This window comes from Micromonospora sp. DT62 (genome assembly GCF_049847285.1).
GTDB lineage: Bacteria > Actinomycetota > Actinomycetes > Mycobacteriales > Micromonosporaceae > Micromonospora > Micromonospora reichwaldensis.
Window position 1 is genome coordinate 240697 of record NZ_JBNCOB010000005.1, and the last position, 19450, is coordinate 260146.

Consider the following 19450-nt stretch of genomic DNA (forward strand, 5'->3'; position numbering starts at 1 on the left):
GCCCGGATCCCGGGCGGCGGACGCCGAACGGCACCTGCGGATCGGTGTCCGCATGCCGCACCTCGACTGTCGTCACGTGCCAGTCCACGTCGAGGCCGCCGCGATCCAGGTTTGCCCGCGACAGGTTCCGGCCAGCGCGGGGTCGGCGAGCCCCGACACCCGCTGCAACACCTCGCCGAAGTCCCGAGGAAGCCGATCGTCGAGGCGGTGCTTACGCCGCCAAGCCGCCCATCGTGGTTGCGCCAGCGCCGCATATCCATCGAGGGCGCGACTCAGCGGCTCAAGCGTCACCTGGCGGTACTCAGCGACCCGCTGCACCGCCGCCGCCAGGTCGTCGCCATCGACATCGTGCCGATTCGACAGCAGGTAGACGTCGGCGAAATCGCGCCAACGGGTGTTCGCCTCGCCACGCTGTAGTGCCGTCACCAGTTTCTCCGCGTGCACCATCGGAAGCGGATAGCCGGTGACGATGATTTCCCCGTCGAGCAGACGCGGCAGCTTGACCTGCTGCGGATCGGGCCAGATCGGGTCGCCCACGTTGACGTCGACGTGGAAGGTCAGACGCGCGGCGGCGAGAGTGCCGGCCAGGGTGACGCGGACTCCGGAGTACACGTCGTCGTCTCGAATCGTCTCGGCGCCTGCGCCCGCCGCGTCGAACACGAGACCGTCGTCGAGGTGCAGAGCCGCGATCTGGCGGACGATGCCGAGCACCTGGGCGGTGTCGTTGGAGATCCATCGGCCTTGGAGATCCACGTCGCGGGTGGGCCGCCGGGCAGCGTAGGCGGCGAGTAGCACACCGCCCTTGAGAACGAGTTTGTCCGCGTACGGGGAATGAGTCACCCGGGCGAGGAACCCCTCCAGGGCGTAGACCTGGTGCAGTTCATCCGTGGGACGACCCGTGCGGCGGGCGAGGTTCTGCAGGTCGAGATAGGCGCGACCAGCGACGGTGGATCGGGTCGGGCGTGCTGTCACAGCAGGATCTCCAGCGCCTCTCGAAGGGGTCGCTCGGCCTTGGGGAAGTGCCGAGCCATCGTCAGCAGTGCCGACGGCGATGCGCCGCCCCGCCGCAGCCAGCGCCTCAGCGAGGCGTACGCCAGTTCCGGCCCTTCCTGATGCCGCAGGCGGACGGCATCGAGGATGCTGCGCTCAGGGTTGTAGAGCCCGATCGAGGTCTCCGGATCCAGTCGCAGCTCGGTGCGACCGATCTGGAACGTGGCTGGGTCGAACCAGTGCCAGGCGACCGGCGAGGTGGTAACAGGCCGATGCTGCCCGCGAGGTAGCGCGACGTCGATGCGAGAGGGGATCTCATCGGTAAGACCGTGCCGGGCAAGGGCCGTGACCAGGCATAGTGTGGCTGACGGAGCGCGACTGGCGACTTCGATGAGATCGATGTCCGCCGCCTCGGCATCAGGTCGCCGGTAGAGACCTCTGCCGACACGTTCAACGAGCCCTCGATCGCGCAGCCGGTACAACTGCCACTCGGAAAGCCCGGCTTCGAGGGCTTGGGAATAGGTGAAGGTCGCTGGGAGCCCCTGCAGCGGCGTGTTCTCAGCCTCCGACCCGTCCGCCGACCCCACAAGGAAACTCTATACAGGTTGGGAGCATCTGTAGCGGATTTCCTTGCCAGTCGCCCAGCGCGTCGCGCTGCGAGGTCATCTTCCGAAGGGCCGGCAAGGGCATGGGTGGCGACCTGGGTCGGACGCTGGCCGGACCGCGACCTCCGTGGGGCACGGCAGACGCTGGTCGGCGGTGCGGCTCAGTCGGCCTGGGCTGCCAGTTCGCGGGCGCGGTCGCGGGCCGCCTCCAGCGCGGCGAGCAGCGCCGCGCGTACGCCGTGCTTCTCCAGCTCGCGCACGGCGGAGATGGTGGTGCCGGCCGGCGAGGTGACCGCCTCGCGCAGCTTCACCGGGTGCTCGCCGGAGTCGCGCAGCATCACGGCCGAGCCGATGGCGGTCTGCACGATCAGCTCGTGCGCGACCTGCCGGGGCAGGCCGAGCAGGATGCCGGCGTCGATCATCGCCTCGACCAGCAGGTAGAAGTACGCCGGCCCGGAGCCGGAGAGCGCGGTCACCGCGTCCTGCTGGGACTCGGGCACCCGGACGGTCGAACCCAGCGGCTTGAACATCTCCTCGGCCAGCGCCAGGTGCGTACCGGTGGCGTGGGCGCCGGCGGAGATCGCCGTCATCGCCTGGTCCACCAGGGCCGGGGTGTTGGTCATCACCCGCACCACGGGCGTGCCCTCGGGCAGCCGACGGTTGAAGAAGCTGGTCGGCAGGCCGGCGCAGAGGGAGATGACCAGCTTGTCGGCGGGCACCTTCGGCCCGATCTCGTCCAGCAGCGTCGCCGCGTCCTGCGGCTTGACGGAGACGGCGAGCACCTCCGCCTCGGCCACGGCGGTGAGGTTGTCGACCACCCGGATCCCGTAGCGGGCGGTCAGTTCCTCGGCGCGGGAGGGCCGGCGGGCGGTGGCGAGCAACCGGTCGACCGGCCAGCCCGACCGGAGCAGCCCGGAGAGCATCAGCTCGCCGATCTTGCCGGCCCCGATGACCGCGACCGTGTGCACCGAACCCGCCATCGCCGTCGTACCCCCTCGAAGTGGACCGGCGTCGCGACGGGCCGGACGGCCCGCCGCGACGCCGGGGATGGATCAGCTGCCGAAGAAGACCTCGGCCTCGGCGTACCGCTCCAGCGGCACGGTCTTCAGCTCGCGGGTGGCCTCGGCCAGCGGAACGCGGACGATGTCCGTGCTCTGCATCGCGACCATCTTGCCCCAGTCGCCCTCGTGGACCGCGTCGATCGCCTGGAGGCCGAGGCGGGTGGCGAGCACCCGGTCGAAGGCGCTCGGGGTGCCGCCGCGCTGGATGTGCCCGAGCACGACGGTGCGGGCCTCCTTGCCGGTCTTGGCCTCCAGCTGCTCGGCGAGCCACTGGCCGATGCCGCCGAGGCGGACGTGGCCGAACGCGTCGAGTTCCTGGTTGTGCAGGACCATCTGGCCGTCGAGCGGCTGGGCACCCTCGGCGACCACGACGATCGGGGCGTACTGGTGCTGGAAGCGCTTCTCGACGTAGCCGGCGACCTGCTCGACGTCGAACTGCCGCTCCGGCAGCAGGATCACGTTGGCGCCACCGGCCAGGCCGGCGTGCAGGGCGATCCAGCCGGCGTGCCGGCCCATCACCTCGACCACCAGGGTGCGGTGGTGGCTCTCGGCGGTGGTGTGCAGCCGGTCGATGGCCTCCATCGCGATGTTCACGGCGGTGTCGAAGCCGAAGGTGTAGTCGGTGGCGCCGAGGTCGTTGTCGATCGTCTTCGGCACGCCGATCACGTGGACCCCGAGCTCGTGCAGCTTGGTGGCCACACCGAGGGTGTCCTCGCCGCCGATCGCGATGAGCGCGTCCACGCCCTGCGCGGCGAGGTTCTCCTTGATCCGCTCGACACCCCTCTCGATCTTGAAGGGGTTCGTCCGGGACGAGCCGAGGATGGTGCCGCCGCGCGGCAGGATGCCGCGGACCTCCGCGATGCCCAGGGGGCGGGACAGGCCCTCCAACGGGCCCTTCCAGCCGTCCCGGAAACCCACGAACTCGTGGCCGTAGCTGGCGACGCCCTTGCGGACCACCGCCCGGATGACCGCGTTGAGACCTGGGCAGTCGCCGCCGCCGGTGAGCACGCCGATACGCATGATCGCTCATCCTCCTGGGAGCATCAGGTGAAGCCCGATTTGCCCCAGGATATGTGTCGAATCAAGACCATCGGCGCCGTTGCCGGCCCGGGGCGGGCCGTCAGTGCGCACTGTAGTCGCCGCGGGCGTACGCCGACACCGCGCCCCGGGCCGATCCCACCGGCGGGCGGTCTACCGGTCAGTAGCTGACCTCGTGGTTCTCCCCCACCTCCGGCGGCTTGCCGGTCACCGCCGCCTTCGCGTAGCCGAACAGGTTCACCACCGTGCTCGACGGAGAGTCCCAGTACTCCGCGGATCCGGCGTGCACCTTGAGCAGGGTGAGTCCGGAGGTCTCCAACCCGTCCGGGAACCAGGCCTTGAGCACCGGGTTCCACAGCTCCTCGGCCTTCGCCCGGTCGTACTCCTCCCGGGCCGTGCCCGCGACCGACACCCAGGAGTTGCGCCGGGAGTCGGAGAAGGAGACATTGACCTCGGGGTTCACGCGGATCTGCCGGACCTTGGCGGAGTCGGCGTACGCGAAGAACCACAGGTCGCCGTCGAACTCCGCCTCCTGCAACCCCATCGGACGGCTCACCATCCGGCCGTCCACGGCGATCGTGGTCAGCATGCAGATGCGGGCCTCGCGGACCAGCTCGGTCACCCGGCGCCGGGCCTCGGCGGCGTTGGTCGGTTCGTTGCTCATTGGGACTCTCCCTCACATCGGCTCGACGTCGCACCGGTGCCCGGGACAGAACCGACCAAACCTACGAACCGGTCATCGCCCGCCACCGGGCCAGATTGTGCCGGGCATCGACCAACGCGTCGTGCCGCGCCGCGTCGGCGTCCGGCAGCGGCGGCCGACCCCGGTCGTCCCAGAGTTGGCGCAGGTCCTTGGTGAACCGGGGGATCTCCCGGGGCAGCGCCGGCATGGCGCCCCACAGCTGGGCCAGGGCGACGTGGTCGTACGCGGCGTACCAGGCCCACAGCTCCAGCTGCTCGCCCGGGCGGTCGCGGACCGGCTCGACGAGGAAGTCGTACAGCTCGTCGCGGATGCGCTCGCGGGAACGCCAGGCGCGGTTCGCCGGGGAGGGCAGCTTGTCGAGCACGTTGCGGCGCACCCAGGGCACGGCCCGCGAGTCGTCGAACTCGGTCGAGACGGCGTAGAACTCACGGCCGTACTCGTCGACGACGCCGATCGACACGAGGTCGACGAGCCGGCCGTCCTCGATGAACTCGCAGTCGTAGAAATAGCGGTAGACCATCGCCCGTCATCCTCGCCCACGCCCTCGGCGGCGCGACGACCGGGGCGGTCGGATCGCCCCCACCACGCCGGTCGTCGCAGCTCGGGAGTGTCACGGAAGTGATTTGAGGGGTGTACAGCAAGCGACCGGACCGTCATGATCTGATGTGTACCGCTACCGGACGCCGAACCGGTGTCAGTTCACCTCGTCGAGGGCCTTCAGGTTCACCCGGTGAGCGAGTTGTGGTCCTTGACCGGGGAGGGGTTGGACCGTGGAGATGCGCCTGCCGGAGCCTGGTGACGCGCTCACGGGTGTGGAGATGTTCGCCGGGCTGGAGCCGGAGGTCCGGCAGCGGGTCATCGCCGCGGCGGTCCCCCGCACGTACCGCAAGGGCCAACTGCTCTTCGTCGAGAACGACCCCGGCGAGTCCCTCATCGTCCTGCGTCGGGGCGCGGTCGCGGTCTTCCGCACCGCGCCGACCGGCGAACGCGCCGTGCTGTCGGTCATCCGTCCGCCGGACGTGCTGGGCGAGGTCTCCCTGCTCGACGCCTCCACCCGGTCCGCCTCGGCCGAGGCGATCGAGGACTGCGCCGCGCTCGCGCTGTCCCGGGGCGCGTTCATGGAGCTGGTGCACTCCAACCCACGCATCCTCGACGCGGTGATGCGCTCGCTCGGCGGGCTGATCCGGCGGCTGACCGAGCAGAACGCCGACCACGTCTTCCTGGACCTGCCCGGCCGGGTGGCCAAGACCCTGGTGCGGCTGGCCGGCGAGAGCCAGGCCCCGATGATCACCATCGAGCTCAACCAGAGCCAGCTCGCGGAGATGGCCGGCGGCTCGCGGCAGAGCGTCAACCAGGCGATCGGGTCGTTCGCCAACCGGGGTTGGCTGCGCACCGAGGGCCGGCGCATCGTGGTCACCGACGTCGCGGCGCTGCGCCGCCGCGCCGGCATGAGCGAGCGCTGAGGCGTACGCGAAAAAGGGCCGGAGCGGCTGCTCCGGCCCTTTCGTGCGGGGTGTCAGGGAGTGTTGCTGCCCGGCCCGACCCAGTTGGTGCTGCCCGGCCCGACCCACTCCGTGCCGTCCTTGCCGCCACCGGACTGCTCGCTGACGATCCCCTGCGCCTGGAGCGCGGCCAGCGTGGCGGCGTCCACGTCGACGGAGTCGCCCGCGAGGTGGCTGACCCCGCTGCCGTCGGTCCAGTCGCTCTGCAACATCACGTACACCATCGGGAATCCCCCTGTGGTCAATGGTCGACAATCAGCCGCCTGACTGTAACCGCAGGGCCGCCCGGTGGACTGTCCACAAGCCAACAGCCCGGTACCCGACAGCTGGGCGGACGGCGATACTGACACCGGAACGGTGCCGATCACGGCGCCGGCGGGATCGCGAGTGGAGGGCGTCATCGCCACGCAGTGTGACCGCTGTGGACGTACGGCCGCCTCGGGCGACCGCTTCTGCGGCGGCTGCGGCAACGAGCTGGGCGCGGTCTGTCCGCACTGCCTGCGCCCGCTCGCCCAGGACGTGGCGTTCTGCACCTCCTGCGGCGCCGCCCGGCCGGGCAGCGAGCGACAGCCGGCTCCGCAGGAGGACCGCCGCCGGGTCAGCGTGCTCTTCGTCGACCTGATCGACTTCACCCCGTACGTCGAGCGGGCGGACCCGGAGCTGGTCCGCGGCATGCAGACCGGGTTCTTCTCGGCCGCCCGTCGCGTCGTGGGGCAGTACGGCGGGGTGGTGGAGAAGTACATCGGCGACGCGGTGATGGCCCTGTTCGGCGCGCCTGTGGCGACCGAGACCGACGCGCTGCGCTGCGTGCGGGCCGGGCTGGAGCTGCAACGCGTGCTGACCCGCTTCGCCCCCACTGGCGCCGACGCGCTGCGCTTCCGGGTCGGGGTGGCCACCGGCGAGGCGCTGGTCGACGTGGCCGCCGCCCGCGACGGCGGTCAGGCGATCGTGGCCGGCGACGTGGTCAACACGGCGTCGCGGATGCAGTCGGTCGCGCCGCCGGGCGGGGTGCTGGTCTGCGGCACGACGCACGCCCTCACCCGGGACGCGATCCGCTATTCGGAGCAGCCGCCGGTCACCCTGCGCGGGCGGTCGACGACGACCGAGGTGTGGCTGGCCCTGTCCCCGGTCCGCCGGCAGCCGACGGACCGGCAGCCGGACGTCACGCCGCTCATCGACCGCGAACACGAGCTGGGGATGCTGGTCAACGCCCTGCACCGGTCGTTGCGCGACCGCCGCCCGCAGGTGGTGACCGTCTTCGGCCGGGCCGGACTGGGCAAGAGCCGGCTGGTCCGGGAGCTGTACCGGCACGTGGACCAGCTGGTCGACGAGCCGCTGACCTGGCGGATCGGGCGGTGCCCGCCGTTCGGCGAGAACGTCACGTTCGCGGCGCTGGCCGACATCGTCAAGTCCGAGGCCGGCATCCTGGACACCGACCCGGCGTCGAGCGCCGCCCAGCGGCTCGCCTCGGCCGTCGGCGAGCTGGTCGGCCCGGGCGAGCGGCAGCGCCTCGTCGACGCCCTACGGCCCCTCGTCGGGCTGCCGGGGACCGCGCTGCCGGCCGAGGAGACCGGGTCGGCGTGGCGGCGTTTCCTGCTCGCCCTGGCCGCACGCCGGCCGACCGTGCTGGTCTTCGAGGACCTGCACTGGGCCGACGACGCGATGCTGCGCTTCGTGGAGCTGCTCGGCACCGCCGCCCGGGACGTGCCGCTGCTGCTGCTCTGCACCGCCCGCCCGGAACTCGTCGACCGGGACCCGAGCTGGGCGGGGACGATCACCGGCTCGGTGACCATCACCCTGCCCCCGCTGCGGGACACGGGCATCGCCGCGCTCTACGCCCACATGTTCGGCCGGGCGGCCTTCTCCGCCGACATGCTCAGCCCGCTGATCGAGGTGGCCGGCGGCAACCCGCTCTACGCCCACGAGTACGTCCGGATGCTGATCGAGCAGGGCGCGCTGCGCCAGTCCGTGCGGGGCTGGTCGCTGGAGAAGCACCTCGACCTGCCGATGCCGGAGAGCGTGCACGCCGTCATCGCCAACCGCATCGACCTGCTCGACGCCAAGGAGCGCACGGTGCTGCTGGCCGCCGCCGTGGTCGGCGTGCAGTTCTGGCCGGGGGCCGTGGCCGCCGCGCTCGGGCAGCCCGTCGAGTCGGTGGAGCGCGCGCTGCGCCGGTTGGAGCAGCGGGACTTCGTGCACGAGCAGGCCGCCTCCACGATGGCGGGTCAGCCCGAGTACCGGTTCCGGCACGTGCTGGTGCGCGACGTCTGCTACCAGCGGCTGCCCCGTACCGAGCGGGTGGCGCGGCACGAGCGGACGGCGCAGTGGCTGGACATGCTCTCGCAGAGCCGGGACACCGACCTGGCGGAGGTGCTGGCCCACCACCGGTGGGCGGCCCACGAGATCGCCCGGTCGCTGGGCATGGAGATCGCCCGGTTCGCCGGCCCCGCCCGGGCCGCGCTGCACCGGGCGGCCCGCCGGGCGTACGCGCTGCACAGTCTCGACGTCGCGGCGAGCCACGCGGGCCGGGCGCTCGGGCTGGCCGACGACTCCGACCCGCTCGACCGGCTCCAACTCGAGCTGCTCAGCACCGAGATCTCCTTCTACCGCGACGGCAACGTCTTCCTCTCCGGCGGCGGGCCCGAGCAGGTGCAGGCGCTCGCCGACCGGCTGCTGGCGCACGACGACGACGCCTGCGCGGCGCGCGCCTGGACGCTGCTCGGTCAGGCCGCGTGGCTGCGCGCCGACCGGGCCGCCGCGCTCGCCTGCCTGGACCGGGCCGTCGAGCTCTTCGACCCGCTGCCGGACAGCCCGCAGAAGGCGGACGCCTACGCCGAGCTGGGCCGGCTGCACATGCTCAACTACGAGCGTGATCCGGCGGTCGCCGCGGCCGACCGGGCGGCGGAGATCGGTGAGCGGCTGAGGCTGACCGAGACCCGCACCAACGCCCGGATCACCTCGGCGATCGCCCGCTACCAGGCGGGTGACCGGTCCGGCCTGGACGACCTGCACGCAATCGTCGAGCTCAGCCGCGCCAACCAGCTGATCGCCCTGCCCCGGGCCATGCAGAACCTCGCCTACGCCGTCTGCGAGGAGGGCGACTGGCTGCGCTCGGACGCCCTGCTCTCGTCGTCGCCGACCCGCAAGGCCAGCGGGCAGACGCTGACCACGAGTTACTCGGCCGAGGCGATGCGCGCCTGGTTCGAGGGCGACTTCGACCGGCTGCTGGCCGCCGCCGAGGCCTTCGTGGACACCCCGACCGGCAGCTGGGACATGCAGGTCCGCGGCCTGCGCTCCTGCCTGCTGGTACTGCGCGGCGAGCGGGTGCCGCAGGCGCGCTCCCACTCGGACGACGACGCCGCCGCCACGTTCAGCGACGACGTGGCGGCCGCGCTCGACGCCGCCCGGCGCAGCGGTTTCCACCGACCGCACTGGACGATGCTGGGGATGGGCGCGCTCTGCCGGGCCCTGCAGGGACGCCGGCAGGAGGCGACGGCGCTGATCGACGAGCTGGCCGACTCCTGGTCGGTGGTGCCCGCCATCGCCAGCGGCGAGTGGATCCCGGCGGCCGGATACGCGGCCAGCCTCGCCGGGCGGGAGGCGGCGGCACGGGTACGCGCGATGCTGGACCGGGTGGGTCACCGCACACCCTGGTCCGAGGCGGCGCGCCGAACGGTGGCCGGTGCCCTGGCCGCCGCGGACGGCGACCACCGGCGGGCCGCCGAGCTGCACCTGGCCGGCGCCGAGATCTACGCCGGCATCCCGGACGTGACGGACCGGATGCTGGCGCTGACCTTCGCGACGGTGGAGCTGGAGCGGGCCGGCGAGTCGACGGCGGGCCGCCCGGAGCTGGCCGAGCTGCGCGCCTTCGCGCTGCGCAACGACGCCCCCGTCCTGCTGGACCTGGCCCGCCCCCCGACGACCGCCGCCGACACCGCCCTCGCCTGCTGACCGGTCGACGCGGGCGGCGGCCCGTCAGGCGGGGACCGGCTCGCGGGGGACCGGGCCGGCGGGCGGGCTCTTGGCCTTCTGGGCGTACATGTCGACGTACTCGCGGCCGGAGAGCTCCATCAGCTCGTACATGATCTCGTCGGTCACCGCGCGCTCGACGTACCGGTCACCGGCCATCCCGGCGTAGCGCGAGAAGTCCAGCGGCGGGCCGAACCGGATCCGCACCCGGGCGATCTTGGGGATCAGCTTGCCGGGCGGCTGGATCTCGTCGGCGTTGAGCATCGCCGTCGGGATGACCAGGGCGCCGCTCTCCAGGGCCAGCCGGGCCACGCCGGTCTTGCCGCGGTAGAGCCGGCCGTCCGGCGAGCGGGTGCCCTCGGGATAGATGCCGGCGATGCCACCGGCGCGCAGTACCCGCAGCTGGGTGTCCAGGGCCGCCCTGGCCGCCCGGCCGCCCGAGCGGTCGACCGGGATGGTGCCGGAGCCGACGAAGAACATCTTCGTCAGCCAGCCCTTGACGCCCTTGCCGGTGAAGTACTCGGCCTTGGCGATGAACGTCACCCGCCGCTTCACGACCAGCGGCGTGAAGATCGAGTCGGAGAACGACAGGTGGTTGCTGGCGAGGATCACCGGCCCGGTGTCGGGCACGTGGTGCAGCCCCTCGACCTGCGGGCGGAAGACCAGCCTCAGCAGCGGGCCGAGGAGCACGTACTTCATCAGCCAGTACAGCACCGGCGTCCTTTCCAGAGGTGGTCGCGGCGCCGCCGCGTCGCCACGGTCGTCGTGGGCATGAGCCTACGAACCCGATGCGTGCCGCCACAACGTGATCCGGCCCGCGTGGCGCGGAGCGTCCAACCCGGACAGCCGCGGGCGGGCGACGGGCGGGCGGTGTCGCCTGTCGACGTACCGCCGTCCGTCGCGGATACGGCGGGGGGCGACGGTCGGTCGGGACACCCGTCGGCCCCGCGGCGGGGCCTGCGGCACCTACGCTCGTGGTGTGCGGGTGGCCGGGGCGCGGCGGGGAGCGGGCAGGCTGGTTCGGCTGCCCCGGGCCGCCGTGCTGGACCTGCTCATCGGCGTCGCCGTCGCGGCCGTCGTGGCGGCGGCGATCACCGCGAACCTGGGCGGCGACCGGGGCCGCGACGTCCCCGCCTACCTGTTCGCCGTCGGGCTCGGCGCGCTCGTGCTCCTGCGCCGCCGCGCGCCGACCACCGTGCTGGTGGTGAGCGCCGCCGGCCTGGTCGCCTACTACGTGGCCGGCTACCCGCCGGTCGGGCTGGCCCTCCCCCTCGCCGCGGCGCTCTACTCGGCGGCCGAGGCCGGGCAGCTGCGCTGGGCGGTGCTCGTGGGGCTCGGCCTGCTCGTCGTCTCCACCGCGTTCCGCACGGCGGACGGCGCGAGCGTCGCGTACCTCATCGGTTTCGAGCTGGCCTCCAGCGTCGCCATCATGGCCGCCGCGGTCGCCCTCGGCGACGGGGTCCGGTCCCGGCGGCTGCGGCGCCGGGAGCAACGGTGGCGGCTGCGGCAACTGGAACGCGACCACGCCCGGGAGGCGGCGCGCCGCGTCGAGGAGGAACGGCTCCGGATCGCCCGGGACCTGCACGACGTCATCGCCCACCACATCTCCGTCATCTCGCTGCACGCCGGCGTGGCCGACGAGGCCCTCGACGACGACCCGGCGGCCGCCCGTGCCGCCCTGGGGCACGTCCGCTCGGCCACCACCCAGGTCGCCCGGGAGTTGCGCACCACCCTCGGTCTCCTGCGCGACCCGGCCGTGGCCGAGCCCCGGCAACCGGTGGCGGGGCTGGCCGGGCTGGACGCCCTGGCCGTCGGCGCGCGGGCCACCGGGCTGCGGATCGCCGTCCACCGGCAGGGCGAGCTGACCGGGCTGCCCGCCGCGGTCGACTCGACCGCCCACCGGCTGATCCAGGAGGCGCTGACCAACACCCTGCGCCACGCCGGCGCGAGCACCGTCGAGATCGACGTCGTCCGTGGCCCCGGCACCCTCGCCGTCGCCGTCCGCGACGACGGCCGTGGGCAGCGCGAGGACACCCCGCGCGGGTACGGGCTCGGCGGCATGCGGGAGCGCACCGCCCTGCTCGGGGGCACCGTCACCGCCGGCAACCGACCCGGCGGCGGCTTCGAGGTACGCGCCGAACTACCCCTGGGAGGGACCACGTGATCCGGGTGGGACTCGTCGACGACCAGCACCTGGTACGCGCGGGGCTGCGTGCGCTGCTCAACCGGGCGCCGGACATCGAGGTCGTCGGCGAGGCGGGCGACGGCGACGCGGCGTACCGGCTGGCGGTCACCGAGCGGCCGGACGTCCTGCTGATGGACGTCCGGATGCCGGGCACGGACGGCATCGAGGCCACCCGCCGGATCGTCGCCGACGAGCGGCTGACCGGCGTACGGGTCGTCGTGCTCACCACGTTCGACACCGACGAGTACGTCTTCGAGGCGATCCGGGCCGGCGCGTCCGGCTTCCTGCTCAAGGACACCGGCCCCGACGAGCTGCGGGGGGCGGTGCGGATCGTCCGGGCCGGGGAGGCCCTGCTCTCCCCCGCGGTGACGCGGCGGGTCATGACGGCGGTACGCGCCGGGGGGCGGGAGCCGGACCCGGCCCGGTTGGCGTCGCTGACCGCCCGGGAGCGGGAGGTGCTGGCCGAGGTGGCCGCCGGCAGGTCGAACGACGAGATCGGCGCGGTCCTGCACATCAGCCCGGCGACGGCGCGCACGTACGTGAGCCGGCTGCTGGCCAAGCTGCACGCCCGGGACCGGTCGCAGCTCGTCGTGGCGGCGTACGAGAGCGGTCTGGTGCGGCCGGGATCACCGCCCGGCCCGGGCTGACCGGCGGTCGGCGCGCTCGCCGGCACCGGCGGCCCCTCGGGCGGCACCGCAGGCGGGCTCCGTTGAAAAACATTCAGCAAGAACGGACATAAATCCCCGGTCGCGACCTGCGACAGGGGCTCTGACTTCGTACGCCGCGCCACAAGGCACTCCCGGAACCGGGTCCTGACGTGTCACGATTCAAGGCGCGGCGTGCGGGTCGGCGCCGACGGGGCAAAGGCCGCGCCGCGGGCGCGTGATGAGGAGGATGTCCGGGTGTCAGCGGGTGGGGCCCGCCGGGGACGGCGGGACAACGGGCTCGACGCGAGCGAGTACGCCATCGCCGGCGACGTGGATCCGCGCGTCGGTGAGCACCTGCTCGACGTCCTGGCCGCCGGTGGGATCGCCGCCTACCTCCAGCCCTCGGCCGACCTGAACCCGGTCACCCGCACCACCACCGTGCCCGCCCGCCCCGTCGACCGGCTCTACGTCGACCGGTCGCACCTGACGACCGCGCGGGACTACCTGACCCAGCTCGCGGACGAGACGACCCCCGAGAAGCCCCGCGACGACGAGCCGGACATCGAGGCCGAGTGGGCCCGTATCGTCGCCGGCTTCCACACCACCGCCCCCCGTGGTGGCGACAACCCGTGGCCCGCCGCCGAGGACGTGGACGACCCGCCCGGTCCCGCCGCCGGCCCGGTGACCCTCGGCACGCCCGACGAGCCCGCCGGGCCGACCGCCACCGACGTACGACGGTTGCCGTACGCGGCCGACATCTCGGGCGTCTCCCTGTCGCGGGGCCGGCAGGACGAGCCGTCGCTGCTCGACGGGCTGGACACCTTCGGCGCGGACCTGCCCGACGACGAGGCGGAGGACGAGCGCTACACCCCGCCGCCGCCCCCGCCCCTGCCGCGCTTCTCGAAGTACACGGTGGTCGGGGTGCTGGCCATCGTGGTCGGCTTCGTGCTCTTCCTGTTCCCGTCGCTCTTCCCGGTGGCCGACCCGTCGGTGGTCAACCTGTTCGGCTTCACCGGCATCCTGGCCGGCTTCGTCTCGCTGATCTGGCGGCTGCGCCCCGGTGGCGACGACGACGAGCGCGACCCGGACGACGGCGCGGTGGTCTGACCGGCGATCCGTCCGACGGCTCTCCTGCCCGTATCCCGGGACGACGGACGCCCCGAGCCCGGGGCGCAACACTGGTGTAACTTACTGTCAGTAGGAATACCGCTGTCCGTCACATCCCTCGCCGACTGCCCGGTTGTTCCTCCGCTGCGGCGGTCACTCCCTGCTGATCGGAATGCCCGAGATGCGACAGAGTTCCCTCGTGGTGGTGGCCAACCGCCTGCCCATCGACGACAGTGTGGCGCCCGACGGTGCCTGCGAGTGGCGCCGCAGTCCCGGTGGCCTGGTAAGCGCCCTCCATCCCCTTTTGCGGCACACCCCGGCGACGTGGGTGGGGTGGGCCGGCGGCACCGGCCCGGCGCCGGCGCTGCCCGACGTGGACGGCGTCCACATGCACACCGTTGCGCTGACCGCCGACGACCTGCGCGACCACTACGAGGGCTTCGCCAACGCCACCCTCTGGCCGCTCTACCACGACTCGGTGGAACAACCGGAGTACCACCGCAGCTGGTGGGAGGCGTACCAGCGGGTCAACCAGCGGTTCGCCGAGGCCACGGCCGACGTGGCCGAGCCCGGCGCGGTCGTCTGGGTGCAGGACTACCACCTGCAACTGGTGCCCGGCCTGCTCCGGCAGCTGCGGCCGGACCTGCGGATCGGTTTCTTCCTGCACGTGCCGTTCCCACCGCCCGAGCTGTTCATGCAGCTCCCGCGCCGGGCCGAGTTGCTGCGCGGGATGCTCGGCGCCGACCTGATCGGCTTCCAGCGCTCCCAGGCCGCGCACAACTTCGCCCAGCTGGTGGCGAAGGTGCTGGACGTCCCCGCCACCGACCGGCGCATCGCCGTCGACGACCGGGTGGTCCGGATCGGCGCCTTCCCCGTCTCCATCGACACCGCAGAGATGGCCGCGCTGGCCGCCCGGCCCGACGTGGCCGAGCGGGCCGCCCGGCTGCGCCATGACCTCGGCAGTCCCGAGCAGGTGATCCTCAGCGTCGACCGGATGGACTACACCAAGGGCATCGAGCAGCGGCTCAAGGCGTACAGCGAGCTGATCGCCCACGGGCACGTCAAGGTGCGCGACACCGTGCTCGTACAGGTGGCGGTGCCCAGCCGGGAACGGGTCGGGCAGTACCAGATCCTCCGCGAACGGGTGGAGCGCGAGGTCGGGCGGATCAACGGGGAGTTCGGCCGGGTCGGCGAGCCGGCGATCCACTACCTGACCCAGCCGTTCGACCGCGCCGAACTGGCCGCGCTCTACCGCGTCGCCGACGTGATGGCGGTGACCCCGCTGCGCGACGGGATGAACCTCGTCGCCAAGGAGTACGTCGCCGCCCGGGTGGACGACACGGGCGCGCTGCTGCTCAGCGAGTTCGCCGGCGCCGCCGCCGAGCTGCCGCAGGCGTACCTGGTCAACCCGCACGACCTGGAGGGGCTCAAGCAGGGGCTGCTCGCGGCGCTGCGGGCGGGCCCGGACGACCTCGGCGCGCGGATGCGGGCCATGCGGGCGCACCTGCACCGGCACGACATCCGCGCGTGGGCCCGCTCCTACCTCTCCGCCCTCGACGACAGCGGCTCCCTGCTGACCCGGCTGGGCGCCGCCGGCTGAGGCCGCCGGCCCGGCCCGGGTCGTCAGGGTTGGCCGGCCGGTCGGGCCGCGGCGGTCAGGGCCGGCCGGTCGGCGCGGGATCCTTCTCCAGCCAGTCCAGGATCGCGTCGACCGGCTCCCGCCACCGGGCGTCGAGCATCATGTCGTGCCCCATGCCGGGGAAGAGCAGCGGGGCGGAGCCGTACCGCCGGGCCGCCCGGGTCAGCGCCGCCGACGGCACGACCCGGTCGTCGGGGCTGCCCAGCACCAGCACCGGCGGGTCGCCCACCGCCGGCTCGGCGGCCCGCCCGGTCAGCAGCTGCCACTGGGCGCGCCGGCCGGCCCGCCCCAGCCGGCCCGCGTAGCCCCGGGCCTCCGCCTCGGGCAGCTCCCGGCTGAACAGCTGCCGGCGGTGCAGCCGCAGCGGCCCGCCGAACACCGCCGGCAGCGTGCCGACCGGGTTGCGGCGCAGCGCCGCCCCGAACGTCGCCCAGCCGCCGAACACCGGCGCGACCAGCACCGCGGCCCGGGCCGGGTAGCGGGCCAGCGCGTGGGCCACCACGAGCGCCCCGGCGCCGTGCCCCACCAGTACCGCCTGGCGCGGCAGGCCCGCCGCCACCTGGGTCACGTCGTGGGCGTACGCCCGCAGCGTCGCCTCCGGCGCCGGCCCGCTGTCGCCGTGCCCGCGCAGGCTCAGCGCGTACGCCGGGAAGCCCCGGGACGCGGCGTGGCCGAGCCAGTGCTCGGCGAACGCCCAGGCGCCGTGCCCGAAGCCCGGTACGAAGAGCAGCGGAGGACGTCCCTGTTCCACCTCGGGGGTAGCGCCGAGCACCTCACGCCGGACCGGGCGAACCGGGCGGGCCCACTCCCGCCCGCGCATGATCCGCACCTGACTCACTGTTCCTCCAGGTCGTGCAGCGCGCGTTGGACGGCGCGCAGGTAGTCGGCGTGGCCCACCTCGAACCAGTGCCGGCTGCTGTCCTTGACGGGCCCGGCGTAGCGCTCCCCCGCCTTCGCCGACACCCGGGCGGCGAAGGCGGCCGCCCGGTCGGGGCGGGTCACGCGCAGCCGCAGCAGCCGGGCGAAGAGCACCGACTGCCAGTGCGACAGGGGGAAGATGCCCGAGTCCGGCTGCACCAGCCCGGCCACGGCCAGCGTGGGGCGACCGGGGACGAAGGCGTTCAGCCAGAGCTTCGGGCGGCCCTCCCCCGCGTCGTCGCCGAGCACCTTCGGGTCGAGGAACTCGAAACGCGGCAGGTACCCGGTGGCGAAGACGACCAGGTCCGGGTCGATCTCCCGGCCGTCGGAGAGCTCGACGGCGTACGGGTGGAAGCGGACGACGTCCGGCACCGGCGCGATCCCGCCGTGGCCCACGTAGTAGACGAGCTGGCTGTTGGCGATCGGGTGCGTCTCGTAGACCCGGTGGTCGGGCTTCGGCAGGCCGAACCGGGTCAGGTCGCCGACGGTCAGCCGCAGCGTCCAGTGGTAGAGCCACTGCCGCACCCGCAACGGCACGCGCAGCGCCAGCAGCGCGTCGTTGACCTGGTCGGCGGGGCGGCCGAGGACGTACTTCGGGGCGTACCAGTAGCCCCGGCGGGTCGAGTGCCAGCAGCGCGACGCCTGCTGGGCGGCCTCGACGGCGATGTCGCAGCCGGTGTTGCCGGCGCCCACCACCAGCACCCGCTTGCCGCGCAGTTGCGCCGGGTCCTTGTAGGACGAGGCGTGCATGACCTCGCCCCGGAACTCCTCCAGCCCCTCGTAGCGGGGCAGCTTCGGCGACCAGTTGTGGCCGTTGGCGATCACCACGGCCGCGTAGCGGGAGGTGCGTTCCGGGCCGTAGCCGCCGGTGCTGCGGGTGGTCACGTCCCAGCGGTCACCGGCCACGGGCTCCACCCGGACGACCTCGGTGCCGAACCAGATGTGCCCGCGCAGGTCGAAGTGGTCGGCGTACCGCTCGAAGTACGACAGCAGCCGGCTGTGGTGCGGGTAGTCCGGCCAGTCGTCCGGCATCGGGAAGTCGGGGAACTGGGTGAACGGCCGCGACGAGATCAGGTGCGTGCTCGCGTACACCGGACTGCGGTCGTGCCGCCAGTTCCAGGCGCCGCCGACGCCGGTCTCCCGCTCGTAGCAGTCGACGCCGAAGCCGTGTTCCTTCAGGTTCTTGATCGCCGTCAGACCGCTGGCCCCCGCGCCGACGACGCAGACGGTGTCGCCCCGGTCGGAGACCGGCCGGCCGTCGCGGGTCAGGGCGAGAGTGCTCGCCTCCGGGTCGGGCCGGCCGTGGTCGGTGGAGGTGGACACCGGGATCTCCTTTTGTGCGGCACAAGTGCCGGGTCGCGCAGCATCCTCTCCACAACGGAGCGGGTTGTCCAGCCCCGGCCGCGACGGACGGTCAGTCGGCGGCCGGCAGCAGCAGGTCGACCAGGACCGGGAAGTGGTCGCTGGCGCGGCGGGTCTGCGGGGTGTCCACCACGTCGTAGTCGACCACCGTGATCCGCGGATCGACGAAGAGGGCGTCGATGCGCCGCCGGGGTTCCGCGCAGGAGTAGGTGAGCCGGTCGGCCCGGTCCATCGCCACGGCGGCGTCGGCCAGCCCCCGCGCCACGGTGGCCCAGGCCGGCCCGTCCGGCCCCTCGTTCAGGTCGGCCGCGGCGACCACCGGGCTGGTGGCGGCGTCCAGCTCGCGCTTGAACAGCGCGGCCTGCGCGGGCCGCTCGGCCGGGTCGGTGGACAGGTGCGAGCCGGCCAGGGTGAACCGGGCCGCGCCGGCGACCACGCACTCGGCGTACGCGGCGCCGCGCAGGTGCCGGCCGGGGGTGAGCGGGAAGCGCTGGCAGCGGTCGGCCACCACCCGCACCCGCAGGCTGGTCAGCAGCAGGTTGCCCAGCGCGGGCAGCCCGCCGGCGGCCACCACCAGGCCGAAGGACTCCGCCAGCGCCGCCGACTTCTGCCGCCACCGGAACCGGCGCGGCCCCTCCTGCACGATCACCACGTCCGGCCTGGCGTCGCGGACCACCGCCGCCAGCGCGGCCGTGTCGTCGCGCTGGCTGTGAATGTTGTACGACACGACGCGCAGCGGCACGCCCGAACTCTGCGTCACGGTCACCGCCTCAGATCCGGCGGGCCAGGTCGGCGGCGCCGATGACGCCGGCGGTGTTGCCCAGCTCGGCCGGGCGGATCTCGGCGACGGGGAGGCGGCTGCGCTGGGCGAGCGCGTCGGCGAACGACCGGCGGGTCGGGCCGAGCAGCAGGTCCCCGGCCTCGATCACCCCGCCGCCGACGACGAGCACCTGCGGGTCGAGGATCTGCGCCATGTCGGCGAGGCTGGTGCCGAGCCACCGGCCGACCTGCGCGAACGCCTCGGTGGAGACCGGGTCGCCGGCCTGCGCGGCGGCGGTGACCATGGGCCCGGTGACCGCCTCGGCCTCGCCGCCGGCCAGTTCCAGCAGGCCGGTGGCGCGGTGCGGCTCCTGCCGGGCGGCGGCGCGGGCGAACCGCACCAGGGCGCTGCCGCTGGCGTACTGCTCGATGCAGCCGAGCCGGCCGCAGCCGCACTGGTGGCCGTCCGGCACCGTCAGCATGTGGCCCAGCTCGGCGGCGATGCCGTTGGCGCCCCGCAGCAGCTCCCCGCTGAGCACGATGCCGCCGCCGACGCCGGTGCCGATGGTGAACATGACCATCGAGTCGTCGGCCTCGCGGGCCGCGCCGTAGCGGAACTCCGCCCAGGCCGCCACGTTGCCGTCGTTCTCCACGATCACCGGCAGGGCGGTGGCGGCGCTGACGTAGTCGCGCAGCGGCTCGTCCCGCCACGCCAGGTTCGGGGCGAACAGCACGGTCGAGCGGCTGGCGTCGATCCAGCCGGCCGCGCCGATGCCGACCGCCTCGATCGCATGCCCCAAGGCCAGCTCGCGGACCAGTTCGATGATGACGTCGCGGGTCTTGGCGACGTCGTCGGCGGGGGTGTCCCGTCGGGCCTGCACGAGGACCGTGCCGGCGGCGTCCACGACACCACCGGCCACCTTCGTGCCACCGACGTCGACTCCGATGGTCAGCGTCACCGCCGC

Annotated in this window: 18 protein-coding genes; 6 read left to right on the forward strand and 12 right to left on the reverse strand. The window is 73.4% G+C overall.

Annotated features, from left to right (window positions below; translation table 11 throughout):
- Positions 1 to 72 precede the first annotated feature (72 nt).
- From ACPXCB_RS10405 to ACPXCB_RS10430, 6 genes are all read right to left on the reverse strand, one after another.
- On the reverse strand, positions 73 to 972 hold the full coding sequence (locus ACPXCB_RS10405) for a nucleotidyl transferase AbiEii/AbiGii toxin family protein (protein WP_425874351.1): 900 nt from the start codon (positions 970 to 972) through the stop codon (positions 73 to 75).
- Entirely contained in the window at positions 969 to 1577 is a 609-nt protein-coding gene (locus tag ACPXCB_RS10410; RefSeq protein ID WP_425874353.1) for a type IV toxin-antitoxin system AbiEi family antitoxin domain-containing protein, read from the reverse strand. The genes ACPXCB_RS10405 and ACPXCB_RS10410 overlap by 4 nt, the downstream gene beginning before the upstream one ends.
- A gap of 179 nt (positions 1578 to 1756) precedes the next feature.
- Positions 1757 to 2575 carry a pyrroline-5-carboxylate reductase gene (gene proC / locus ACPXCB_RS10415; RefSeq protein ID WP_151454544.1) on the reverse strand — a complete coding sequence of 273 codons (819 nt, stop codon included), beginning with the start codon at positions 2573 to 2575 and terminating at the stop codon, positions 1757 to 1759.
- Between the two features lie 72 nt (positions 2576 to 2647).
- On the reverse strand, positions 2648 to 3676 hold the full coding sequence (locus ACPXCB_RS10420) for a 6-phosphofructokinase (RefSeq protein WP_425874355.1): 1029 nt from the start codon (positions 3674 to 3676) through the stop codon (positions 2648 to 2650).
- Positions 3677 to 3854: 178 nt separating this feature from the next.
- Positions 3855 to 4358 carry a pyridoxamine 5'-phosphate oxidase family protein gene (locus tag ACPXCB_RS10425; protein ID WP_425874357.1) on the reverse strand — a complete coding sequence of 168 codons (504 nt, stop codon included), beginning with the start codon at positions 4356 to 4358 and terminating at the stop codon, positions 3855 to 3857.
- Between the two features lie 61 nt (positions 4359 to 4419).
- Positions 4420 to 4917 (reverse strand): polyadenylate-specific 3'-exoribonuclease AS, encoded by a 498-nt coding sequence (locus tag ACPXCB_RS10430; RefSeq protein ID WP_089003323.1) that lies wholly within the window; start codon positions 4915 to 4917, stop codon positions 4420 to 4422.
- A gap of 250 nt (positions 4918 to 5167) precedes the next feature.
- Here ACPXCB_RS10430 and ACPXCB_RS10435 point away from each other — a divergent pair, with 250 nt between their 5' ends.
- A complete protein-coding gene (locus tag ACPXCB_RS10435; protein ID WP_121400498.1) occupies positions 5168 to 5860 on the forward strand; it encodes a Crp/Fnr family transcriptional regulator in 693 nt (230 codons plus the stop codon).
- Between the two features lie 53 nt (positions 5861 to 5913).
- Here the strand turns inward: ACPXCB_RS10435 and ACPXCB_RS10440 are convergent, their stop codons facing one another.
- The gene (locus ACPXCB_RS10440) at positions 5914 to 6123 is read right to left on the reverse strand and encodes a hypothetical protein (RefSeq protein WP_091629607.1); all 210 of its coding nucleotides are present in this window, start codon (positions 6121 to 6123) and stop codon (positions 5914 to 5916) included.
- A gap of 163 nt (positions 6124 to 6286) precedes the next feature.
- Between ACPXCB_RS10440 and ACPXCB_RS10445 the strand changes: the two genes are divergently transcribed.
- Positions 6287 to 9850: an ATP-binding protein gene (locus tag ACPXCB_RS10445; protein ID WP_425874359.1), complete on the forward strand. Its 3564-nt coding sequence runs from the start codon at positions 6287 to 6289 to the stop codon at positions 9848 to 9850.
- Between the two features lie 24 nt (positions 9851 to 9874).
- Here ACPXCB_RS10445 and ACPXCB_RS10450 read toward each other — a convergent pair whose 3' ends face one another.
- Positions 9875 to 10582 (reverse strand): lysophospholipid acyltransferase family protein, encoded by a 708-nt coding sequence (locus ACPXCB_RS10450; protein WP_357579103.1) that lies wholly within the window; start codon positions 10580 to 10582, stop codon positions 9875 to 9877.
- A 265-nt stretch (positions 10583 to 10847) separates the two neighbouring features.
- On the opposite strand from ACPXCB_RS10450, the gene ACPXCB_RS10455 reads away from it, so the two are divergent.
- From ACPXCB_RS10455 to ACPXCB_RS10470, 4 genes are all read left to right on the forward strand, one after another.
- On the forward strand, positions 10848 to 12032 hold the full coding sequence (locus tag ACPXCB_RS10455; protein ID WP_425874361.1) for a sensor histidine kinase: 1185 nt from the start codon (positions 10848 to 10850) through the stop codon (positions 12030 to 12032).
- Positions 12029 to 12700, forward strand: coding sequence for a response regulator transcription factor (locus ACPXCB_RS10460; protein ID WP_311411569.1), 672 nt, complete (start codon positions 12029 to 12031; stop codon positions 12698 to 12700). Before ACPXCB_RS10455 ends, ACPXCB_RS10460 begins: the two co-directional genes overlap by 4 nt.
- Positions 12701 to 12955: 255 nt before the next feature.
- Positions 12956 to 13807, forward strand: a complete 852-nt coding sequence (locus tag ACPXCB_RS10465; RefSeq protein WP_425874364.1) for a DUF308 domain-containing protein — start codon at positions 12956 to 12958, stop codon at positions 13805 to 13807.
- Between the two features lie 181 nt (positions 13808 to 13988).
- Complete coding sequence (locus ACPXCB_RS10470; RefSeq protein ID WP_425874366.1) at positions 13989 to 15407, forward strand: alpha,alpha-trehalose-phosphate synthase (UDP-forming); 1419 nt, start codon at positions 13989 to 13991, stop codon at positions 15405 to 15407.
- Positions 15408 to 15462: 55 nt separating this feature from the next.
- Here the strand turns inward: ACPXCB_RS10470 and ACPXCB_RS10475 are convergent, their stop codons facing one another.
- From ACPXCB_RS10475 to ACPXCB_RS10490, 4 genes are all read right to left on the reverse strand, one after another.
- Positions 15463 to 16266, reverse strand: coding sequence for an alpha/beta hydrolase (locus ACPXCB_RS10475; protein ID WP_393165319.1), 804 nt, complete (start codon positions 16264 to 16266; stop codon positions 15463 to 15465).
- Between the two features lie 14 nt (positions 16267 to 16280).
- Positions 16281 to 17687 (reverse strand): flavin-containing monooxygenase, encoded by a 1407-nt coding sequence (locus ACPXCB_RS10480; RefSeq protein WP_151454536.1) that lies wholly within the window; start codon positions 17685 to 17687, stop codon positions 16281 to 16283.
- 91 nt (positions 17688 to 17778) lie between these two features.
- Positions 17779 to 18486, reverse strand: coding sequence for an endonuclease/exonuclease/phosphatase family protein (locus tag ACPXCB_RS10485; RefSeq protein WP_425874368.1), 708 nt, complete (start codon positions 18484 to 18486; stop codon positions 17779 to 17781).
- A 10-nt stretch (positions 18487 to 18496) separates the two neighbouring features.
- On the reverse strand, positions 18497 to 19444 hold the full coding sequence (locus ACPXCB_RS10490) for an ROK family glucokinase (protein ID WP_425874370.1): 948 nt from the start codon (positions 19442 to 19444) through the stop codon (positions 18497 to 18499).
- Positions 19445 to 19450 lie beyond the last annotated feature (6 nt).

Bases quoted from the DNA above. Each gene is read 5' to 3' on its own strand.
- proC (WP_151454544.1), bottom strand. From the start codon at position 2,575: ATGGCGGGTTCGGTGCACACGGTCGCGGTCATCGGGGCCGGCAAGATC.
- ACPXCB_RS10420 (WP_425874355.1), bottom strand. From the start codon at position 3,676: ATGCGTATCGGCGTGCTCACCGGCGGCGGCGACTGCCCAGGTCTCAAC.
- ACPXCB_RS10425 (WP_425874357.1), bottom strand. From the start codon at position 4,358: ATGAGCAACGAACCGACCAACGCCGCCGAGGCCCGGCGCCGGGTGACC.
- ACPXCB_RS10430 (WP_089003323.1), bottom strand. From the start codon at position 4,917: ATGGTCTACCGCTATTTCTACGACTGCGAGTTCATCGAGGACGGCCGG.
- ACPXCB_RS10440 (WP_091629607.1), bottom strand. From the start codon at position 6,123: ATGGTGTACGTGATGTTGCAGAGCGACTGGACCGACGGCAGCGGGGTC.
- ACPXCB_RS10470 (WP_425874366.1), top strand. From the start codon at position 13,989: ATGCGACAGAGTTCCCTCGTGGTGGTGGCCAACCGCCTGCCCATCGAC.
- ACPXCB_RS10475 (WP_393165319.1), bottom strand. From the start codon at position 16,266: ATGCGCGGGCGGGAGTGGGCCCGCCCGGTTCGCCCGGTCCGGCGTGAG.